The organism is Rathayibacter sp. Leaf248 (assembly GCF_920939495.1).
Lineage (GTDB): Bacteria > Actinomycetota > Actinomycetes > Actinomycetales > Microbacteriaceae > Rathayibacter > Rathayibacter caricis.
Map to the genome: position 1 here is coordinate 1,893,760 of NZ_CAKLAV010000001.1, position 14,944 is coordinate 1,908,703.

Here is a 14,944-nt window from a genome sequence, read left to right on the forward strand (position 1 = left end):
TGCCCGATCCGTCGCGGACGGCCGCCGTTCTACGATCCGGGCGACCCTCCGCGACGGATGGCCGAGACGAGCCCGGCGGCCCGCCCGCCTCAGTAGAACTCGACCGTGTCGACGCGGTTGATCAGCTCCTCGCCGTCGAGGAACCGCGTCGCGTTGCGCGCGAAGAGCTCGGCGATCAGCCGGTCCTCGGCGGAGTTCAGCGCCGCGGTGTGCGGGCTGATCAGCACGGCCGGATGCGTCCACAGCGGGCTGTCCGCGGGGAGCGGCTCCTGCGCGGTCACGTCCAGCACCGCACAGCCGACGCGGCCGTCGTCCAGCGCGGCGAGCAGCGCCTCCTCGTCGATCACGGTGCCTCGGCCGACGCTGACGAGCGTCGCTCCCGGCCGCAGCGCCTCGAAGAACGCGGCGCCGACCAGCTTCTCGGTGGCGGAGGTGCCGGGCAGCGTCACGACGACCCCGTCGATCCGCTCGGCCACCTCGGCGATCGCGTCGGGCCGCACGATCTCGTCGACGTGCTCGACGGAGTCCTCGTGCCGACTCGTGCCGATCACCCGCGCACCCAGGCCCTGGAGCTTCTGCGCGGTGGCCCGGCCGATGGTCCCGAGTCCGACGATCAGGATCGTCTGCTCCGAGATCAGGCCCATCGTCCAGCGCGAGCCCCACTCCTTCCGCTGCTGCAGCTCCTGGAGCCTCGGCAGCGACTTCGCGCCGGCGAGCAGTCCGAACACCGAGAACTCGGCGAGCGGCTGGGAGTGGACGCCCGCGCTCGTCGAGAACGCGATCCGCTCGAGCGAGTCGGGGTCGAGCCCCGCGGCCTTCACCTGGCTGCCGCCGCCCGCCGGCATCGTCTGCACCCACCGCAGCGACGGATTCGCGGCGACGGTGCGCGCGAGGGCCGACGGCGTCTCGTCCGGGACCCCGTAGAGAACCTCGGCGGAGTCGACGAGCTCGTCGAACGCGGCCTGCTGCTCGGGAGTGCGCTCGAAGGCGGGATCACCGCCGTGGTCGCCGGGGTGGCGCATCGGCGGGAGCAGGCTCTGGTCGGCCACGAAGTCGAGGCGCGGCTCGAGCTCCACCACGCGGGCGATCAGCTCGTCGCTGATCGGGGTGGCGGCGACGACGCGGAGGCGGTCGGTCATGGGGAGGTCCTTCGGTCGAGGTCGGAGGGGAGCAGCCGCATCAGAGCACTCGCGCGGTCCAGAGGATCCCGCGCTCCACGAGCGTGCGCACCGTCGGATGCCGCAGCACCTCGACGCTGTGCCCGGGGGTGCTCACAGCGATGCGCCCGCGCCCCCAGTCCCGGGTCCAAACCGCGGGCGACGTGACGGGGCGGTGCCACTCCTGCCAGGCCTCGGCGGGATGCGTGGTCGTGGCGAGCACGTCGCTGAGGTCGTCGTGCAGCACCCAGTACTGCTCGGTCACGAGCTCGAAGTCGTCGAGTCCGGCGGTGATCGGGTGCTCGAGCCCGGTGAACTCGATGCGGTGCCGACGGAACGCGTCCTCACTCCCCTCCGCCACCGCGGGGTGCGTGGCGAACTGGCCGCCGACGAGCTGCAGGTAGTCGGAGGAGGCGCGGAAGGAGTCGGCGATGCCGCCGTGCCAGCCGGTGAACCCGGTGCCGCCGGCCACCGCGGCGCGCAGGCCCGCGATCGCGGCGGGCGACGCCTCCGACATGGTCACGCACTGCACGACGACGTCGAGGCCCGACATCGCGTCGCCATCGGCGTAGACCTCGGGCGTGTCCTCGACGCGGACCGCGAAGCCCTGCTCCTCGAGGAACGGGAGGAACAGATCGGTCGCCTCGACCGGCTGGTGCCCCTCCCAGCCGCCGCGCACGACGAGTGCGCTCCTGGTCCGCGTGGTCTCCGGCATGCTCGTCCTCTTCCTCGTCGACGTCCCCTCGACGATGCCACGCCGGGCACCCGGCCGCGCGCGCGGCGGGTCGATCCTGCGGTTCCGGGACGGGAGGTGCGCAGAACATCCGCTGAGAAGGGGGTCTCTCGGCTGTCAGCGGTCAGAGCCCCTTCTCGGCTCAGGTTCTGCAGGGCTCATCGCCCCATGTGGTCCGGCGGTCCGGGCCTGTACCGCTAAATCTCCGCAAGCGAAGTCCTAGAGTGGGCGAAAAGCCGCAGATGCGGAAACGCTCCGACCCGAGGATCCGCATGCTCCGTGTCCGCTCCCTCGCCGCCCTCTCCGCGGTGGCCTTGGCGGGCTCCCTCGCCGGCTGCTCCCCCGATGCAGCGCCCGAGCCCCGCGGCATCACCGTCTTCGCCGCCGCCTCCCTCACCGGCGTCTTCACCGAGCTCGCCCACGAGTTCGAGGCCGCGAACCCCGGCACCACGGTCGAGCTCTCGTTCGCCGGCTCCTCCGATCTCGCCACGCAGATCGAGAACGGAGCACCGGCCGATGTCTTCGCCTCGGCCGACACCGCGACGATGCGGACGGTGCAGGAGGCGGGGCTCACCGCCGCCGATCCCGTGCCGTTCGCGACGAACGTGCTCGAGATCGCCGTGCCGCCGGGCAATCCCGCGGGGGTCCGCTCGCTCGCCGACCTAGCCCGCGAGGGCGTCGCGACGGTCGTCTGCGCACCGCAGGTGCCGTGCGGAGCCGCGGCCGACGTCGTCGAACGGGCGGCGGGCCTCGCGATCGAGCCCGTCAGCGAGGAGTCGTCGGTCACCGACGTGCTCGGCAAAGTCCGCTCGGGCGAGGCCGACGCCGGCCTCGTCTACGTCACCGATGTCCGGGGCGCGGGCGACGACGTGCTCGGCGTGCCGTTCGCCGAGGCCGAGCAGGCGGTGAACACCTACCCGATCGCCCCGCTCACCGGCTCCGAGGCGGCCGCGGCGTTCACCGCGTTCGTCACCGGGGACGCCGGCCGCGCGGTCCTCGCCGCGGCCGGCTTCGGCGCTCCCTGACGACCACCCTCAGTGCAGCAGCCGCCGGCCCAGTGCCACCACCGCGAGACCGCCGAGCACCCAGGGCCCCGCGACCAGCAGTGGATCCAGCACCTGGTGCCGCACGTCCGCGCGGCCGCGCCGCGACGCGATCGGATGCGCCTTCAGTTCGGAGAGCACGCCGGTCTCGGTGACAGGATTGTCGGGCCGCAGCGTCGCCAAGGAGCGCAGGTGCGCCCCTGTCGCGTCGACCCGGTCTCCCAGCACCAGCAGCAGCCAGTGGGCCGCGCGCCCCTCGCTGAAGCGGTCGTAGGCGTAGCGGCGGATCGCTCCCGAGACCCCGTGCAGCGGCTGCGCGGTGCCGAAGACGGGTGGCAGCTCCTCGTGCTCGATGCTCTTCTCGCGGTACTCCCCGGGATCCATCGACTCGGGCTTGTGCCAGTGGGCCCCCGTCTCGAGATCGAAGCGCTCGCGCGGGAACGAGGGCCGGTCGGCCGGGTCGAGGTCGGCGCCCCAGCCGGGGATGCGGGCGCGCAGCTCCTCCGCGGTCGGCGGCGGGATCGGCTTGTCGGCGGTGTACGGCACGGTGACCTCCTACGGCACCACGACGGTCTTGATGCAGCCGTCGAGCTTGGACGAGAACAGGTGGTACCCCTCGGCGATGTGCTCGAGCGGGATGCGGTGCGTGATCATGTCGCTCGGCTTCAGGTAGCCGGCGCGGATGTGCTCGAGCAGGCGCGGCCACTGGCGCTTGACCGGCGCCTGGTTCATCCGGAGCGTGAGGCCCTTGTTCATCGCGTCGCCGAACTTCACGGCGCTGAAGAGCGGGCCGTAGGCGCCCATCACCGAGATCGTGCCGCCCTTGCGCACGCCGTCGATCGCCCAGTTGAGCGCGACCGGCGAGCCGCCCTGGAGCTTGAGCTTCGCCGAGGTGACGTGCTGGATCAGATTGCCGTCGGCCTCCGCTCCGACCGCGTCGATGACGACGTCGGCGCCGAGGCCGCCCGTCGTCTTCTTAAGGTGCACGACGACGTCGTCGTGCTCGAGGTAGTTCACGGTCTCGGCGAGCGCGAAGTCGCGCGCCTTCGCCAACCGGTACTCGAGCTGGTCGACGACGATCACGCGACCCGCTCCCATCAGCCAGGAGGAGCGGGCGGCGGCGAGGCCGACGGGCCCGGCCCCGAGCACCACGACCGTGTCGCCCTCGACGATGTCGCCGAGCTGCGCACCGAAGTAGCCGGTCGAGAACGCGTCGGTCAGCAGTAGCGCGTCCTCGTCGGGCAGCCACTCCGGGATCACGCTCGGCCCCACATCGGCGAACGGCACGCGCACGTACTCGGCCTGCCCGCCGTCGTAGCCGCCGGTGGAGTGCGAGTAGCCGTAGATGCCGCCGATGGCCGTGGCGTTCGGATTCACGTTGTGGCAGTTGGAGTAGAGGCCGCGCGCGCAGAAGAAGCACGTGCCGCAGTAGATGTTGAACGGCACCATCACGCGGTCGCCGACCTTCAGGTTCTGCACCGACGAGCCGACCTCGTCGACCACTCCGATGAACTCGTGGCCGAAGGTGTGGCCGATCCTCGTGTCGGGCATGAGCCCGTGGTACAGGTGCAGATCGGAGCCGCAGATCGCGGCGAGCGTCACCCGCACGATCGCGTCGTTCGGGTGCTCGATGCGGGGCCGGTCCTTCTCCTCGACACGGATCTTGTACGGACCCCGGTAGGTCATGGCGCGCATGCGTCCTCCTCCTCCTCGACGCCGACAGCCTCCGTCGCGCTCCCGCCGGAGCTGTAGGGGGTTGCCACTGCCCGGCCTTCCGTGGAAGCCCTCGGGCGTCTCCGCGTCCGCGGTCGTAGACTCCTCCTCATGCCGCAGATCCGGATCCGTGACGCCGCCGCCGCCCTCGGAGTGAGTGACGACACTCTGCGCCGCTGGATCGACAACGGGGTCCTCGAGAGCGGCAAGGACGCCTCCGGCCGCCTCGTCGTCGACGGGCTGGCCGTCGCCGAGCTCGCCCGGGCCAATGCCGTCCTGCCCGAGGATCCGTCGCCCGTCGCGCGCTCGGCCCGCAACCGGTTCGTCGGCATCGTGACGAGCATCGTGATGGACACCGTGATGGCGCAGGTCGAGCTGCAGTGCGGACCGCACCGGGTGGTCTCGCTGATGAGCAGCGAGGCGGTGCGCGAGCTCGGCCTCGAGCCCGGCTCCCCCGCCACCGCGGTGGTGAAGGCGACCACCGTGATCGTCGAGACGCCGCTGCCGCGCACCTGATGCGCACCGGATCCGCGCCGCCGCGCTGGGTCGTGGCCCTCGCCGCGGTCGGCGCGCTGCTGGTCCTGCTGCCGCTCGTCGCGATCCTCGCGCGGGTCGACTGGCCGCGCTTCGTGCCGCTGATCACCTCCGACTCGTCGGTCGCGGCACTCCTGCTGAGCCTGCGCACGTCGGCCGCGGCGACCCTCCTGTGCGTGCTGCTCGGGACGCCGATGGCGCTGGTGCTCGCGCGCACCGCGTTCCCGGGGCAGCGGATCCTGCGCGCGCTGGTGCTGCTGCCGCTGGTGCTGCCGCCGGTCGTCGGCGGACTCGCGCTGCTCTACACCTTCGGTCGGCTCGGCCTGCTGGGCGGTGCGCTCGACGCGGTGGGGGTGCGGATCGCGTTCTCCACGACCGCGGTGGTGCTCGCGCAGACGTTCGTGGCGCTGCCGTTCCTGGTGCTGAGCCTGGAGGGCGCGCTGCGCACGGCGGGGGCGCGCTACGAGGCGGTCGCCGCGACCCTCGGCGCGTCGCCGGGCACCGTGCTGCGCCGGGTCACCCTGCCGCTGATCCTGCCGGGGCTGGCGAGCGGAGCGATCCTGTCGTTCGCGCGGGCGCTCGGCGAGTTCGGCGCGACGCTGACCTTCGCCGGCAGCCTCGAGGGAGTGACGCGCACCCTGCCGCTCGAGATCTACCTGCAGCGCGAGAGCGACCCCGACTCGGCGGTCGCGCTGGCCCTGGTGCTCGTGGTCGTCGCGGTGCTGGTGATCGGGCTGGCGTACGGCCGGCGGGAGGCACGATCGTGACCCTGCGGTTCGAGGCGCGCCTCGCCTCCCGCGGCTTCGACGTGGCGCTCGAGGTCGCCGACGGCGAGACCGTGGCGGTGCTCGGGCCCAACGGCGCCGGCAAGTCGACCCTGGTCGAGCTGCTCGCGGGCCTCGTGCGCGCCGATTCGGGACGCACGAGCCTGGGCGACTCCGTCCTCTTCGGGCCGGGTGCGTGGACTCCTCCGCACCGTCGCGGCGTCGCCCTGCTCGCGCAGGACCCGCTGCTGTTCCCGCACCTGAGCGTCCGCGAGAACGCCGCGTTCGGTCCGCGCAGCGCGGGGGTCGGCCGGGCGGAGGCGCGCGCGCGTGCCGAGCGCCGCCTCGCCGATGTCGACGCGCTGCCCCTCGCCGATCGCCGGCCGGGGACCCTCTCGGGCGGGCAGGCCCAGCGCGTGGCACTCGCGCGTGCCCTCGCGACGGATCCGCGACTCCTGCTGCTCGACGAGCCGATGGCGGCGCTCGACGTGCGGGTCGCGCCGGTGCTGCGGCGGATGCTGCGGACCGTGCTCGCCGACCGCACCACGATCCTGGTCACCCACGACGTGCTCGACGCGTGGACCCTCGCCGACCGCGTCGTCGTGCTGCACGAGGGGCGCGTGGTGGAGGAGGGGCCGACCGCCGAGGTGCTCGAGCGGCCGCGCACGGCGTTCACCGCCGAGCTGTCGGGGCTGCGCCTGGTGCGCGGGGTGCGGACGGCCGTCGGTCTGCGGTTGGAGGACGGGCGCGAGATCGCGGGGGTCTCGGATGCTTCGGCGGGGTCGGCCGTCGCCGCCGCGGTGCGCCCCTCTGCGGTGACGCTGGGTGAGAGCGGACTGCGGGAGGAGATCGTCGACCTGGAGCCGCGCGGGGACGCGGTGCGGGTGCACGGGCGGGTGCTCGCGGCCGACGTGACTCCGGCCGAGGCGGCGCGGCGCGAGCTGGCGCCGGGGGTCGAGGTCGGGTTCGTGATGGAGCCTGTCGAGCTGTACGCGGTGTGAGCTAGGACGTCGGCGCCCGGCGCGCAAGGGGCGCGGGCACCCGGTGACGGCGGGCGGGGTGGCCCCTACGGTGGGCACATGACCGACTCCGGCTCCCCCGCCCTGCACCACGACGTGCTCGTCATCGGCGGTGGCAACGCCGGGCTCTCGGTGGCGGGGCGGCTGCGGCGGTACGGAGTGGCGGACGTCGCGGTGATCGAGCCGCGCACGACGCACTACTACCAGCCGATGTTCTCGCACGTCGCCGGAGGCACAGCGCCGGCCTCGAAGGCGACCCGTCCGCAGGGCGAGGTGACGCCGAAGGGCGTGACGTGGATCCGGGACCGGGTCGCGACGATCGACCCGGTGGCCAAGACGGTGACGCTCGAGAGCGGACGCTCGGTCGGCTACGGCCAGCTCGTGGTGTGCCCGGGCATCCGGAAGGACTGGGACGCGGTGCCGGGCCTCGTCGAGGCGATGGAGTCGCCGGTCGGCATCTCGAACTACGAGTTCGAGTACGCGCGGAAGGCCTCGAGGGTGCTGCGCGACGTGCGCTCGGGAACCGTCGTCTTCACGCAGCCGAGCGGGCCGGCCACCTGCTCCGGGGCCTCGCAGAAGCCGATGTACCTGGCCTGCGACTACTGGCGGAAGACCGGGGTGCTCGACGACATCCACGTGGTGCTCGTCGTGCCGACGCCGACCCTGTTCGGCATGCCGCTCATCGACGCCGAGCTCGAGCGCAAGGTCTCCGAGTACGGCATCGAGGTGCACTACGACCGCGAGCTCGTCGAGGTGGACGCCGCGTCGCAGACGATCGAGCTCGCGGGCGACGACAGCCCCACCGCGCTGCTCGGACCCGACCACTCGACGTCGCTCGAGGGCCTGGAGGGCGACCACCGCGAGACGCTGGCCTACGACGTGCTGCACGTCGTTCCTCCGCAGTCGGCGCCCGCTTTCCTCGAGGGTTCCGGTCTGACCGCCGGGGGCTTCGTCGAGGTCGATCCGCTGACGCTGCGGCACGTCCGCTTCCCGGACGTCTGGTCGCTCGGCGACGCGGCCGCGACCACCAACTCGAAGTCGGGCGGGGCGCTGCGCCCGCAGGCGAAGACGCTGGCCAAGAACCTCGTGGCGGCGCGGAAGGGGAAGCCGTTGCCGATGACCTACAACGGCTACTCCGTCTGCCCGTTCGTCGTCTCGCGGAAGACCGTCGTGTTCGCCGAGTTCGACGACCGCTACCGGCCGAAGCCGACGATCCCGTTCTGGAAGGGGCTCGCGAAGGAGCGCCGGGCGACGTTCGTCGCGGACCGGTTCGTGCTGCCGTGGGTGTACTGGAACCTGATCCTGCAGGGGCGGGCATGAGCACTGGTCGCACGGCCGCCTCGCCGGCGTACACGACGACGGTGGTGCTGGCCGTCACCGGGCTAGTGCTCGCGCTGTTCCCCGTCTTCGACGTCGCGGGGCTCATGCTGAGCATCATCGCCTTCCGGAGGAGTCGCCACGACGGCGGGCCGCGCGGGCTGGCCGTGGCGGGGATCATCGTCGCGTCGGTGACGATCGTGCTGTTCGCGGCCGGAGCGGTGCTGCTGGGGACGCTGTTCGGCGGGCTCTTCGCGACGTGCGCGGAGCTGGGCGAGGGCGTGCACGTGGTGGACGGGGTGACGTACACCTGCTCGTGAGGGGTGCCGAACGAGCCTCCGTCGTGATCCCCCCTGGAGACGGACCGGCGCCGCAACGTTCGCCACTTTCTGCTGCTTCCGAGCCCTGAGAGCAGCGAGAAACGTCCAACGGCGATGAGGACCGCCTCCGGACGAGCGCCCTCCGGAAGAAAGAAGCTCGCCTAGCTCTCAGCACCGACCAGCACCGCATCTGCGGGGCGCACCGCCGCCCGCCGGAAGCCGTGCACGGTCAGGTACACCCCGAGGAACAGCTCCCACGCGATCTCGGGGAGCGTCAGCAGCCCCGACCGCACCGACGTCTGCTCGTAGGCGCCGAAGAGAACGGCGATGCCGGACAGCGACATGAGCGGCCCGCCGACCAGACCGAGGAGTGCGACCGGCCGCGGCACGAGGTGCGCGCGGTACAGGAGGAAGCCCAGGAGCAGGCCGTTGCCGATGCCGACGACGAAGCCGGGGCCGAGGAGGAAGGTCGCGTCGTGCACCGCGACGAGCGCCTGGGCGACGGCTCGCGTCCCTCCCTCCTCCGCACCGTTCGACGCCTGCCGCAGCTCGACGACCGACACGACCGCGAGCATGCCGACGACGATCAGGGCGCACTCCATGACCCGCGCGACGACGTAGGCGAGGGCGGCGGTCTCGTGGTGCCTGCGGAGGACCGGGTAGAGGACGAGCGCCGTGCCGAGGTTGGTGATGACGAGGACGATCTCGCAGACGACGCCGATCAGCACGCGGGTGTCGGCGCCGGGGCCGAGCACGTAGTCCGGGTCGGTGAGCAGCGGCAGGTAGAGCACGGCCCCGGCGATGGCCGACGCGAAGGTCAGGAGGAAGAGGACGCCCGTGAGGCGGGCGGTCCGGTCGACGGAGGGCATGGGCGTCCTGTTCCCGGCCGTGCGGCCGACTCGCGGTGTACGGCGTACACCTTCGACTCAGAGGCTAGGTGTATCGCGTACACTTCGTCAAGAGCCGACGGGAGGAACGCGTGCCGGAGCAGACTCCCCGACGACCGCGCCTGAACCGCGACGCCGTCCTGCGCGCCGGCGTCGGCCTCGCCGACGAGGTCGGGCTCGACGGCTTCACGATGCGCACGCTCGCCGAGCGCCTCGAGGTCGTCCCCATGGCCCTCTACAAGCACGTGCAGAACCGCGAGCACTTGCTCGACGGCATGGTCGACCTGGTCTGGAGCGAGGTCGCCCTGCCCGACGCGGCCCGCGGCTGGAAGCCGGCGATGCGCGAGCGCGCCGCCTCCCTCCGCGCCGCCCTCACCCGGCACCGGTGGGCCGTCGGGCTGATGGAGGCGCACGGGCGGCCCGGGTCCGAGAACCTGCGCCAGCACGACGCGATGATGGGATGCCTGCGTGAGAGCGGCTTCTCGTTCCGCACGACGGTCCACGTCACGTCGCTCCTGGACGCGTACGTCTACGGCTTCGCCCTGCAGCAGAAGACGCTCTCGTTCGAGACCCCGGAGGAGTCGGCCGAGGCCGCGGCCGCCACGCACCGGGACCAGCCCGCTGAGGCGGAAGTGCTGTATCCGTACCTGATGGAGGTCGTCGTCGAGCTGGCCCGCGCGGGCTACGACTACGACGCCGAGTTCGAGACGGGGCTCGACGTGCTGCTCGATGGGGTCGAGGTGCTGCGGGCGGGGTGGCGGTCGGAGGCGGCGACGTCGCGAACGACAGCGGCCGCGACCGCGACCGCGACCGCGAAGGACACAGCACCAACGCGCGAATAGAACAAAATGAATACGATCCGGAGGTCGAGATGGTGGATACCGCGCCGAGTCCGTTCACTCCTGGCTACGGTAGGAAGCCTGCCGTCTTCGGCGGTCACGGAGAAGAGTTCACCGAACTCCGAGCGGTGTTCGACACGCTCGACTTCGGCGAGAACCACTCCGTTCTCGTCTCGGGTCTGCGCGGCGCAGGCAAGACGTCGTTCCTGACGACTCTTCAGGACGAGGGCCGAGCATGCACCGCGCCCTGACGGATCCTCCGTCGTCCCGGGGAAACGGCCGATCCTCTCGCCCCGTTCGCCACTTCCTGCTGCGTCAGCGGGCCGAGACCAGCAGGAAGTGGCGAACGACGACGCTGAGCCGCACCTCAGCCCGCCTGGTCCGGCAGCGCCGCCGTCCCCGTCGTGCGCAGGCGCTCCTTCACCAGCTCCGGGAACAGCGGCCGGCCGTAGAAGTAGCCCTGCGCCCGCTCCGCGCGCAGCGAGGTCAGCAGCGCGTGGGCCGACGGCGTCTCGACGCCCTCGACGATCGTGTGCATGTCGAGGTCCGAGACGAGGTTGATGATCGAGCGGAGGATCGTGGCGTGCTTGGGATTCTCCTCGTCCGCCAGGAAGACTCGGTCGATCTTGACGATGCTCAGGGGCACGGTGAGCAGGGCGGCGGCGGCCGCGTGCTCCTGGCCGTAGTCGTCGAGGGCGATCGCGATGCCCTCCTCCGTCAGCCGGCGCACCCGCTCGATCACCTCGGCGTCGACGCGGCCGATCGAGCCCTCGGTCAGCTCCAGGCAGAGCTGGATGCCCTTCTCGGCCGTGCGGTGGCCGCGGACGAGGTCGAGGAGGTCGTCGTGCAGGAGCTGGTCGGCCTCGAGGTTGACGCTGAGGAAGGCGACCGAGTCGTCGATCCCGCGGAACTCGACCATGCAGGCGACGGCCTGGTCGATGATCTGCATGGTCAGCCGGTCGAGCAGGCCCAGTGAGCGGGCGACGTCGACGAGCGTCAGCGGGCTCAGCGGAGTGCCGTCGCGGCGGGTGTAGCGGGCGAGGGCCTCGAAGCCGATGATGCGGCGCTCCGCCACGTCGATGACCGGCTGGAACGCGACTCGCACCGCCTCGTCGAGCACGGCCTCGTGGACCTCGGTGAGCAGATCCTCGCCCGTCGGGTCCTGGGGCGCCCCCTTGCGCTCCTTCTTCGACTCGTACATCCGCTCGTCGGCCTCCTGCATGACCCGGTCGAAGCTGCCGCCGTCGACGGCGACCGGGGCGCCGATGCTGATGCGGGGGTGGAGGGTGAGGCCGCCGACGAAGACGGGGCGCTCGACCGCGCGGCTGATGCGCTGGGCGACGGCTCCCGCCGTGCCCGAGTCGAGCAGCACGGCGAACTCGTCGCCGCCGATGCGCGCGACGACGTCGTCGCTGCGCACACTCTCGCGGATCCGGCGGCCGACCTCCTCGAGGACCGTGTTTCCCGTCGAGTGGCCGTGGGTGTCGTTGATCGCCTTGAAGGCGTCGAGGTCCATGAACAGCATCGCGCGGCGCGACGGGTCGGTGATCGCGTCGAACTCCTCGTAGAGGCCGCGGAGGTTCGTGAGGCCCGTGAGCGAATCCGTCGTGGCCGCATCGCGCAGGGCGCGCGTGTTGCGGCGGTCGTAGAGGGCCTGGGTGGCGATGTGGGCGAGGGCCAGCAGCGTCCGGTGCTCCAGGGGGCTGAAGCCGTCGGAGTCGGGGCGGCGGGTGAGGACCACGTGGCGGACGCCGGTGCCCGGCGCGGTCACGGGCGCGGACAGCTCGAAGGGCCGGCCCGGCTCCTCCGCGATGCGGATGCTCGCCGACGGGATCGACTGCCGCGCGGATTTCTCGAGCGTCTCGAAGATCGCGGCCTGGTCGCCCCACGGCAGCGCGAGCGACGCCTGCACGAGGCCCTCGAGCTTGCGCTCGACGCGGGTGCGGCGCAGCTGCTGGCTGACCACGGCGATCGCCAGCGCGATCAGCAGCAGCGTGTTGGCCGAGCGGATGTCGACGCCGACGCCCAGGTCGATCCGCTCGATCCCGGAGGAGAGCCGGGCGCCGTAGGCGAGCGCCACGAGTCCGATGTTCAGGGCGAGCGCGAGGGCGACGCGGTCCGCGCGCAGGGTCGGGCGCGGCGCGTCCGGCACCTCGTCGAGCGTCAGCCACGCCTGCAGGTACTCGACCCCGATCGCGAGCAGGCCGTAGGCGAGCACCGCGGGGACGGCGGCGATCACGGGCCACCAGCCCGTGTGCGGGAAGAGCGAGAGCGTCAGGAGGAACGCACCGCCCGACAGGCCGGCGAGCCCGGTCAGGTAGACGATCACCATCCACGGCCGCCGGTTGACGACCAGGTACGCGGCGAGCGCCAGCACCCAGAGCACCAGCGCCTGGGGCCGCGGGACGTCCTCGGCGAGGAACGCGAGGACCGACACCCCGACTCCGAAGGTCACGGTGCCGATGCCGGAGGAGAGCTCGAGCCGGAACGACGCGGTGATCCACATCGCGGCGAGCAGCACGAGGAACGGCAGGCCGAGCGCGGGCAGCGCGGTCGCGTTCGGTACGAGCAGGACGGCGGTGAGGAGCAGCCCCGCGGCACCGACGCCGAGGCGGAGAGCACGGATGCGCGCGGAGGCGCGGGCCCGGTCGCCGTTCGGCAGCACGATCGTCTCGTCAGCGCGCGCGCTCACGACTCCGTCACTCACTCGGACCCCCCGCGTCCGCTCTGGTGCGGATGGGCCCACTCTGGCAGATCGGCGGGCGCGAGGGCCCCTCCCCTGCGGGATCGGGATCGGCGCTCCGGCGACGTGGGACGGGAGCCGCGCCCCGGCTGTGGCGCGACGCCGTCACGGCCTCAGCCCCGCACCGGCAGGCGCGCCGCGAGCCGCGCGCCACCCGAGGCGGACGGCAGCAGCTCGAGCCCGCCTCCGTAGACCGCGAACTGGCGGGCCAGGCGGTCGAGACCGCTCCACTCCGGAGCCTCGCCCGGGCCCCGCCCGTCGTCCTCCAGGGACACCAGCACGGCAGGAGCGTCGTCGACCGCGACCGTCAGCCGCACCGCGTCCGCCCCGCCGTGCTTGAGTGCGTTCGTCAGCGCCTCCTCGACCGTGCGCACGAGCAGGACGCGCTGCTCCAGGGGGACGGCGCGCTCCTCCACCTCGGCGTAGCGCTCGTCGATGTCGAGCTCCACCGCGATCTCGAGCGGGAGCCGGGCGAGGAGGTCGCGGACCGCCGCGACCAGGCCGTGGTCGATGTCGACCGGGTAGAGCGCGCCGCTCGCGGCTCTCACCTCCTGCTCGCGGAGCTCGTCGAGGCGGTCGGCGATCGAGACGACGCGGGAGGGATCGGCCGGGGCGCCGGCCGCCGCGCGCAGCTCCGCGCTCAGCACGACGAGCGAGTTCTGGAGCCGCCCGTGCAGGTTCTGCGCGACCTCGCGGCGCACGCGCAGCTCCTCCTCCTGCAGCGCCTGCACGGCCTGGACCGCCTGGAGCAGCACGCGGGCGTTCTCGCGCTCCTTCTCGCGCACCCGCCGCGCGGTGCGCACGAGCAGGAAGCCGAACGCGGTGATCATGCCGATCACGACGGTGCCCACGGCCAGCTCGACCACGAGGGCGTCGACCGCGTCGAGCGGGTACACGCCCGCGAGCACCTGCATCGTGCAACGCACGAGGGCGACGCCCACCGCGAGCGCGACGACTGCGGGCAGCGAGACGCGACGCGGGAACCGCTCGGGGCGCAGCACCGCGAGCAGCAGGACCGCCAGGGCGATCGCCGAGACGTTGACGCTCACGCGGACCACGACGTCCAGGACGGGCCCGCCCGACACTCCGCGGACCGTCTGCGACAGCATGCCGAGCGCGAAGACCGCCTGCAGCGCGGCCAGCACCGAGAGCACGCCGCCCAGGAGCGACACGACTCCGATCAGGATGCGGTTGTCCTGGCGGAGGTCCTCGCGCGTGGGCCGGGTGCCGTCGACGAGGGTCATCCGGTGTGCTCGAGGAACTGCAGGGTCGCCTCGACCCGGGGATTGCGGGCGCCGTCGGCGCGCAGGCCCAGGCCCGCGTAGACCGCGTTGACGTGGTTGTCGACCGAGCGGACGGCGATGCCCAGCTTCTCGGCGATCGCGGCGTTGGTCAGGCCCGCCGAGAGCCAGGTCAGCACCTCGTACTGCCGGCGGCTCAGGGCGGCGACGGGCGAGTTGCGGCGGGCGGTGCGGGCGACGACGAGGGCCGGATCCAGGACGGTCCGCCCGTCGGACGTCGCGCGGATCGCGGTCAGCAGCGCCGGGGTCGAGAGCGAGGACGTCTTCGAGAGGTAGCTCCAGCCGCGCGCCTCGGAGCGGTCGAGCCGGAGGAAGCGGTGCATCGCGTCGACGGCCGAGAGCAGCACGACGGCGAGCTCGGGATTGCGGGCGCGCAGCTCGCGGCCCAGCTCGATGCCGTCGCCGTCGCCCAGCTCGATGTCGAGGATCGCGACGTCGAGCGACTCCGGCTGCAGCCGCTCGCGCGCCTCGGCGACGGAGGAGGCGTCGACGACGCTCCGCACGCCGGGCACCGAGCGCAGCATCGACGCCAGCATCTGCCGGTAGAGGGGCTGGTCGTCGACGACGGCCACCC

General features: G+C 72.6%; 16 protein-coding genes. 8 read left to right on the top strand and 8 right to left on the bottom strand.

The genetic code is table 11. The features are described 5' to 3' along the window. Positions 1 to 89: 89 nt before the first annotated feature. Positions 90 to 1,139 (bottom strand): D-2-hydroxyacid dehydrogenase, encoded by a 1,050-nt coding sequence (locus LRG51_RS09290; protein ID WP_055785825.1) that lies wholly within the window; start codon positions 1,137 to 1,139, stop codon positions 90 to 92. Positions 1,140 to 1,179: 40 nt separating this feature from the next. Then, positions 1,180 to 1,872: a ThuA domain-containing protein gene (locus LRG51_RS09295; RefSeq protein ID WP_230672371.1), complete on the bottom strand. Its 693-nt coding sequence runs from the start codon at positions 1,870 to 1,872 to the stop codon at positions 1,180 to 1,182. Between the two features lie 290 nt (positions 1,873 to 2,162). Here LRG51_RS09295 and modA point away from each other — a divergent pair, with 290 nt between their 5' ends. Beyond that, entirely contained in the window at positions 2,163 to 2,915 is a 753-nt protein-coding gene (modA, locus tag LRG51_RS09300) for a molybdate ABC transporter substrate-binding protein (RefSeq protein WP_230672373.1), read from the top strand. A gap of 9 nt (positions 2,916 to 2,924) precedes the next feature. Here the strand turns inward: modA and LRG51_RS09305 are convergent, their stop codons facing one another. Then, positions 2,925 to 3,479 carry a hypothetical protein gene (locus LRG51_RS09305; RefSeq protein WP_230672375.1) on the bottom strand — a complete coding sequence of 185 codons (555 nt, stop codon included), beginning with the start codon at positions 3,477 to 3,479 and terminating at the stop codon, positions 2,925 to 2,927. Positions 3,480 to 3,488: 9 nt separating this feature from the next. Then, positions 3,489 to 4,628 carry a zinc-dependent alcohol dehydrogenase gene (locus tag LRG51_RS09310; protein ID WP_230672377.1) on the bottom strand — a complete coding sequence of 380 codons (1,140 nt, stop codon included), beginning with the start codon at positions 4,626 to 4,628 and terminating at the stop codon, positions 3,489 to 3,491. A 129-nt stretch (positions 4,629 to 4,757) separates the two neighbouring features. Between LRG51_RS09310 and LRG51_RS09315 the strand changes: the two genes are divergently transcribed. The 5 genes from LRG51_RS09315 to LRG51_RS09335 all read left to right on the top strand — a co-directional run bounded on the left by LRG51_RS09315 (position 4,758) and on the right by LRG51_RS09335 (position 8,600). Beyond that, positions 4,758 to 5,162, top strand: coding sequence for a TOBE domain-containing protein (locus LRG51_RS09315; protein WP_055785804.1), 405 nt, complete (start codon positions 4,758 to 4,760; stop codon positions 5,160 to 5,162). Then, positions 5,162 to 5,947 carry an ABC transporter permease gene (locus LRG51_RS09320; RefSeq protein WP_230672379.1) on the top strand — a complete coding sequence of 262 codons (786 nt, stop codon included), beginning with the start codon at positions 5,162 to 5,164 and terminating at the stop codon, positions 5,945 to 5,947. Before LRG51_RS09315 ends, LRG51_RS09320 begins: the two co-directional genes overlap by 1 nt. Further along, the gene (locus tag LRG51_RS09325) at positions 5,944 to 6,945 is read left to right on the top strand and encodes a sulfate/molybdate ABC transporter ATP-binding protein (protein WP_230672382.1); all 1,002 of its coding nucleotides are present in this window, start codon (positions 5,944 to 5,946) and stop codon (positions 6,943 to 6,945) included. Before LRG51_RS09320 ends, LRG51_RS09325 begins: the two co-directional genes overlap by 4 nt. Positions 6,946 to 7,023: 78 nt before the next feature. Continuing rightward, on the top strand, positions 7,024 to 8,283 hold the full coding sequence (locus LRG51_RS09330) for an NAD(P)/FAD-dependent oxidoreductase (RefSeq protein ID WP_230672385.1): 1,260 nt from the start codon (positions 7,024 to 7,026) through the stop codon (positions 8,281 to 8,283). After that, a complete protein-coding gene (locus tag LRG51_RS09335) occupies positions 8,280 to 8,600 on the top strand; it encodes a hypothetical protein (RefSeq protein ID WP_230672387.1) in 321 nt (106 codons plus the stop codon). The genes LRG51_RS09330 and LRG51_RS09335 overlap by 4 nt, the downstream gene beginning before the upstream one ends. Before the next feature lie 161 nt (positions 8,601 to 8,761). Here LRG51_RS09335 and LRG51_RS09340 read toward each other — a convergent pair whose 3' ends face one another. Beyond that, on the bottom strand, positions 8,762 to 9,469 hold the full coding sequence (locus LRG51_RS09340) for a DUF4386 domain-containing protein (RefSeq protein WP_230672389.1): 708 nt from the start codon (positions 9,467 to 9,469) through the stop codon (positions 8,762 to 8,764). A 110-nt stretch (positions 9,470 to 9,579) separates the two neighbouring features. Here LRG51_RS09340 and LRG51_RS09345 point away from each other — a divergent pair, with 110 nt between their 5' ends. Then, entirely contained in the window at positions 9,580 to 10,329 is a 750-nt protein-coding gene (locus LRG51_RS09345) for a TetR/AcrR family transcriptional regulator C-terminal domain-containing protein (RefSeq protein ID WP_230672391.1), read from the top strand. A gap of 125 nt (positions 10,330 to 10,454) precedes the next feature. Continuing rightward, complete coding sequence (locus LRG51_RS19515) at positions 10,455 to 10,577, top strand: hypothetical protein (protein ID WP_268966575.1); 123 nt, start codon at positions 10,455 to 10,457, stop codon at positions 10,575 to 10,577. Between the two features lie 116 nt (positions 10,578 to 10,693). Here LRG51_RS19515 and LRG51_RS09350 read toward each other — a convergent pair whose 3' ends face one another. The 3 genes from LRG51_RS09350 to LRG51_RS09360 form a co-directional block, all read right to left on the bottom strand. After that, positions 10,694 to 13,018, bottom strand: coding sequence for an EAL domain-containing protein (locus tag LRG51_RS09350; protein ID WP_230672393.1), 2,325 nt, complete (start codon positions 13,016 to 13,018; stop codon positions 10,694 to 10,696). Positions 13,019 to 13,182: 164 nt separating this feature from the next. Beyond that, on the bottom strand, positions 13,183 to 14,313 hold the full coding sequence (locus LRG51_RS09355; RefSeq protein ID WP_230672395.1) for a sensor histidine kinase: 1,131 nt from the start codon (positions 14,311 to 14,313) through the stop codon (positions 13,183 to 13,185). Then, complete coding sequence (locus tag LRG51_RS09360) at positions 14,310 to 14,942, bottom strand: response regulator transcription factor (RefSeq protein ID WP_230672397.1); 633 nt, start codon at positions 14,940 to 14,942, stop codon at positions 14,310 to 14,312. The genes LRG51_RS09355 and LRG51_RS09360 overlap by 4 nt, the downstream gene beginning before the upstream one ends. Positions 14,943 to 14,944 lie beyond the last annotated feature (2 nt).

What these genes read in the sequence shown, in the direction of transcription:
- LRG51_RS09310 (WP_230672377.1), bottom strand. Translation starts at nt 4,628, where the DNA reads ATGCGCGCCATGACCTACCGGGGTCCGTACAAGATCCGTGTCGAGGAG.
- LRG51_RS09320 (WP_230672379.1), top strand. Translation starts at nt 5,162, where the DNA reads ATGCGCACCGGATCCGCGCCGCCGCGCTGGGTCGTGGCCCTCGCCGCG.
- LRG51_RS09355 (WP_230672395.1), bottom strand. Translation starts at nt 14,313, where the DNA reads ATGACCCTCGTCGACGGCACCCGGCCCACGCGCGAGGACCTCCGCCAG.
- LRG51_RS09340 (WP_230672389.1), bottom strand. Translation starts at nt 9,469, where the DNA reads ATGCCCTCCGTCGACCGGACCGCCCGCCTCACGGGCGTCCTCTTCCTC.
- LRG51_RS09335 (WP_230672387.1), top strand. Translation starts at nt 8,280, where the DNA reads ATGAGCACTGGTCGCACGGCCGCCTCGCCGGCGTACACGACGACGGTG.
- LRG51_RS09315 (WP_055785804.1), top strand. Translation starts at nt 4,758, where the DNA reads ATGCCGCAGATCCGGATCCGTGACGCCGCCGCCGCCCTCGGAGTGAGT.
- LRG51_RS09330 (WP_230672385.1), top strand. Translation starts at nt 7,024, where the DNA reads ATGACCGACTCCGGCTCCCCCGCCCTGCACCACGACGTGCTCGTCATC.
- LRG51_RS09290 (WP_055785825.1), bottom strand. Translation starts at nt 1,139, where the DNA reads ATGACCGACCGCCTCCGCGTCGTCGCCGCCACCCCGATCAGCGACGAG.
- LRG51_RS09295 (WP_230672371.1), bottom strand. Translation starts at nt 1,872, where the DNA reads ATGCCGGAGACCACGCGGACCAGGAGCGCACTCGTCGTGCGCGGCGGC.
- modA (WP_230672373.1), top strand. Translation starts at nt 2,163, where the DNA reads ATGCTCCGTGTCCGCTCCCTCGCCGCCCTCTCCGCGGTGGCCTTGGCG.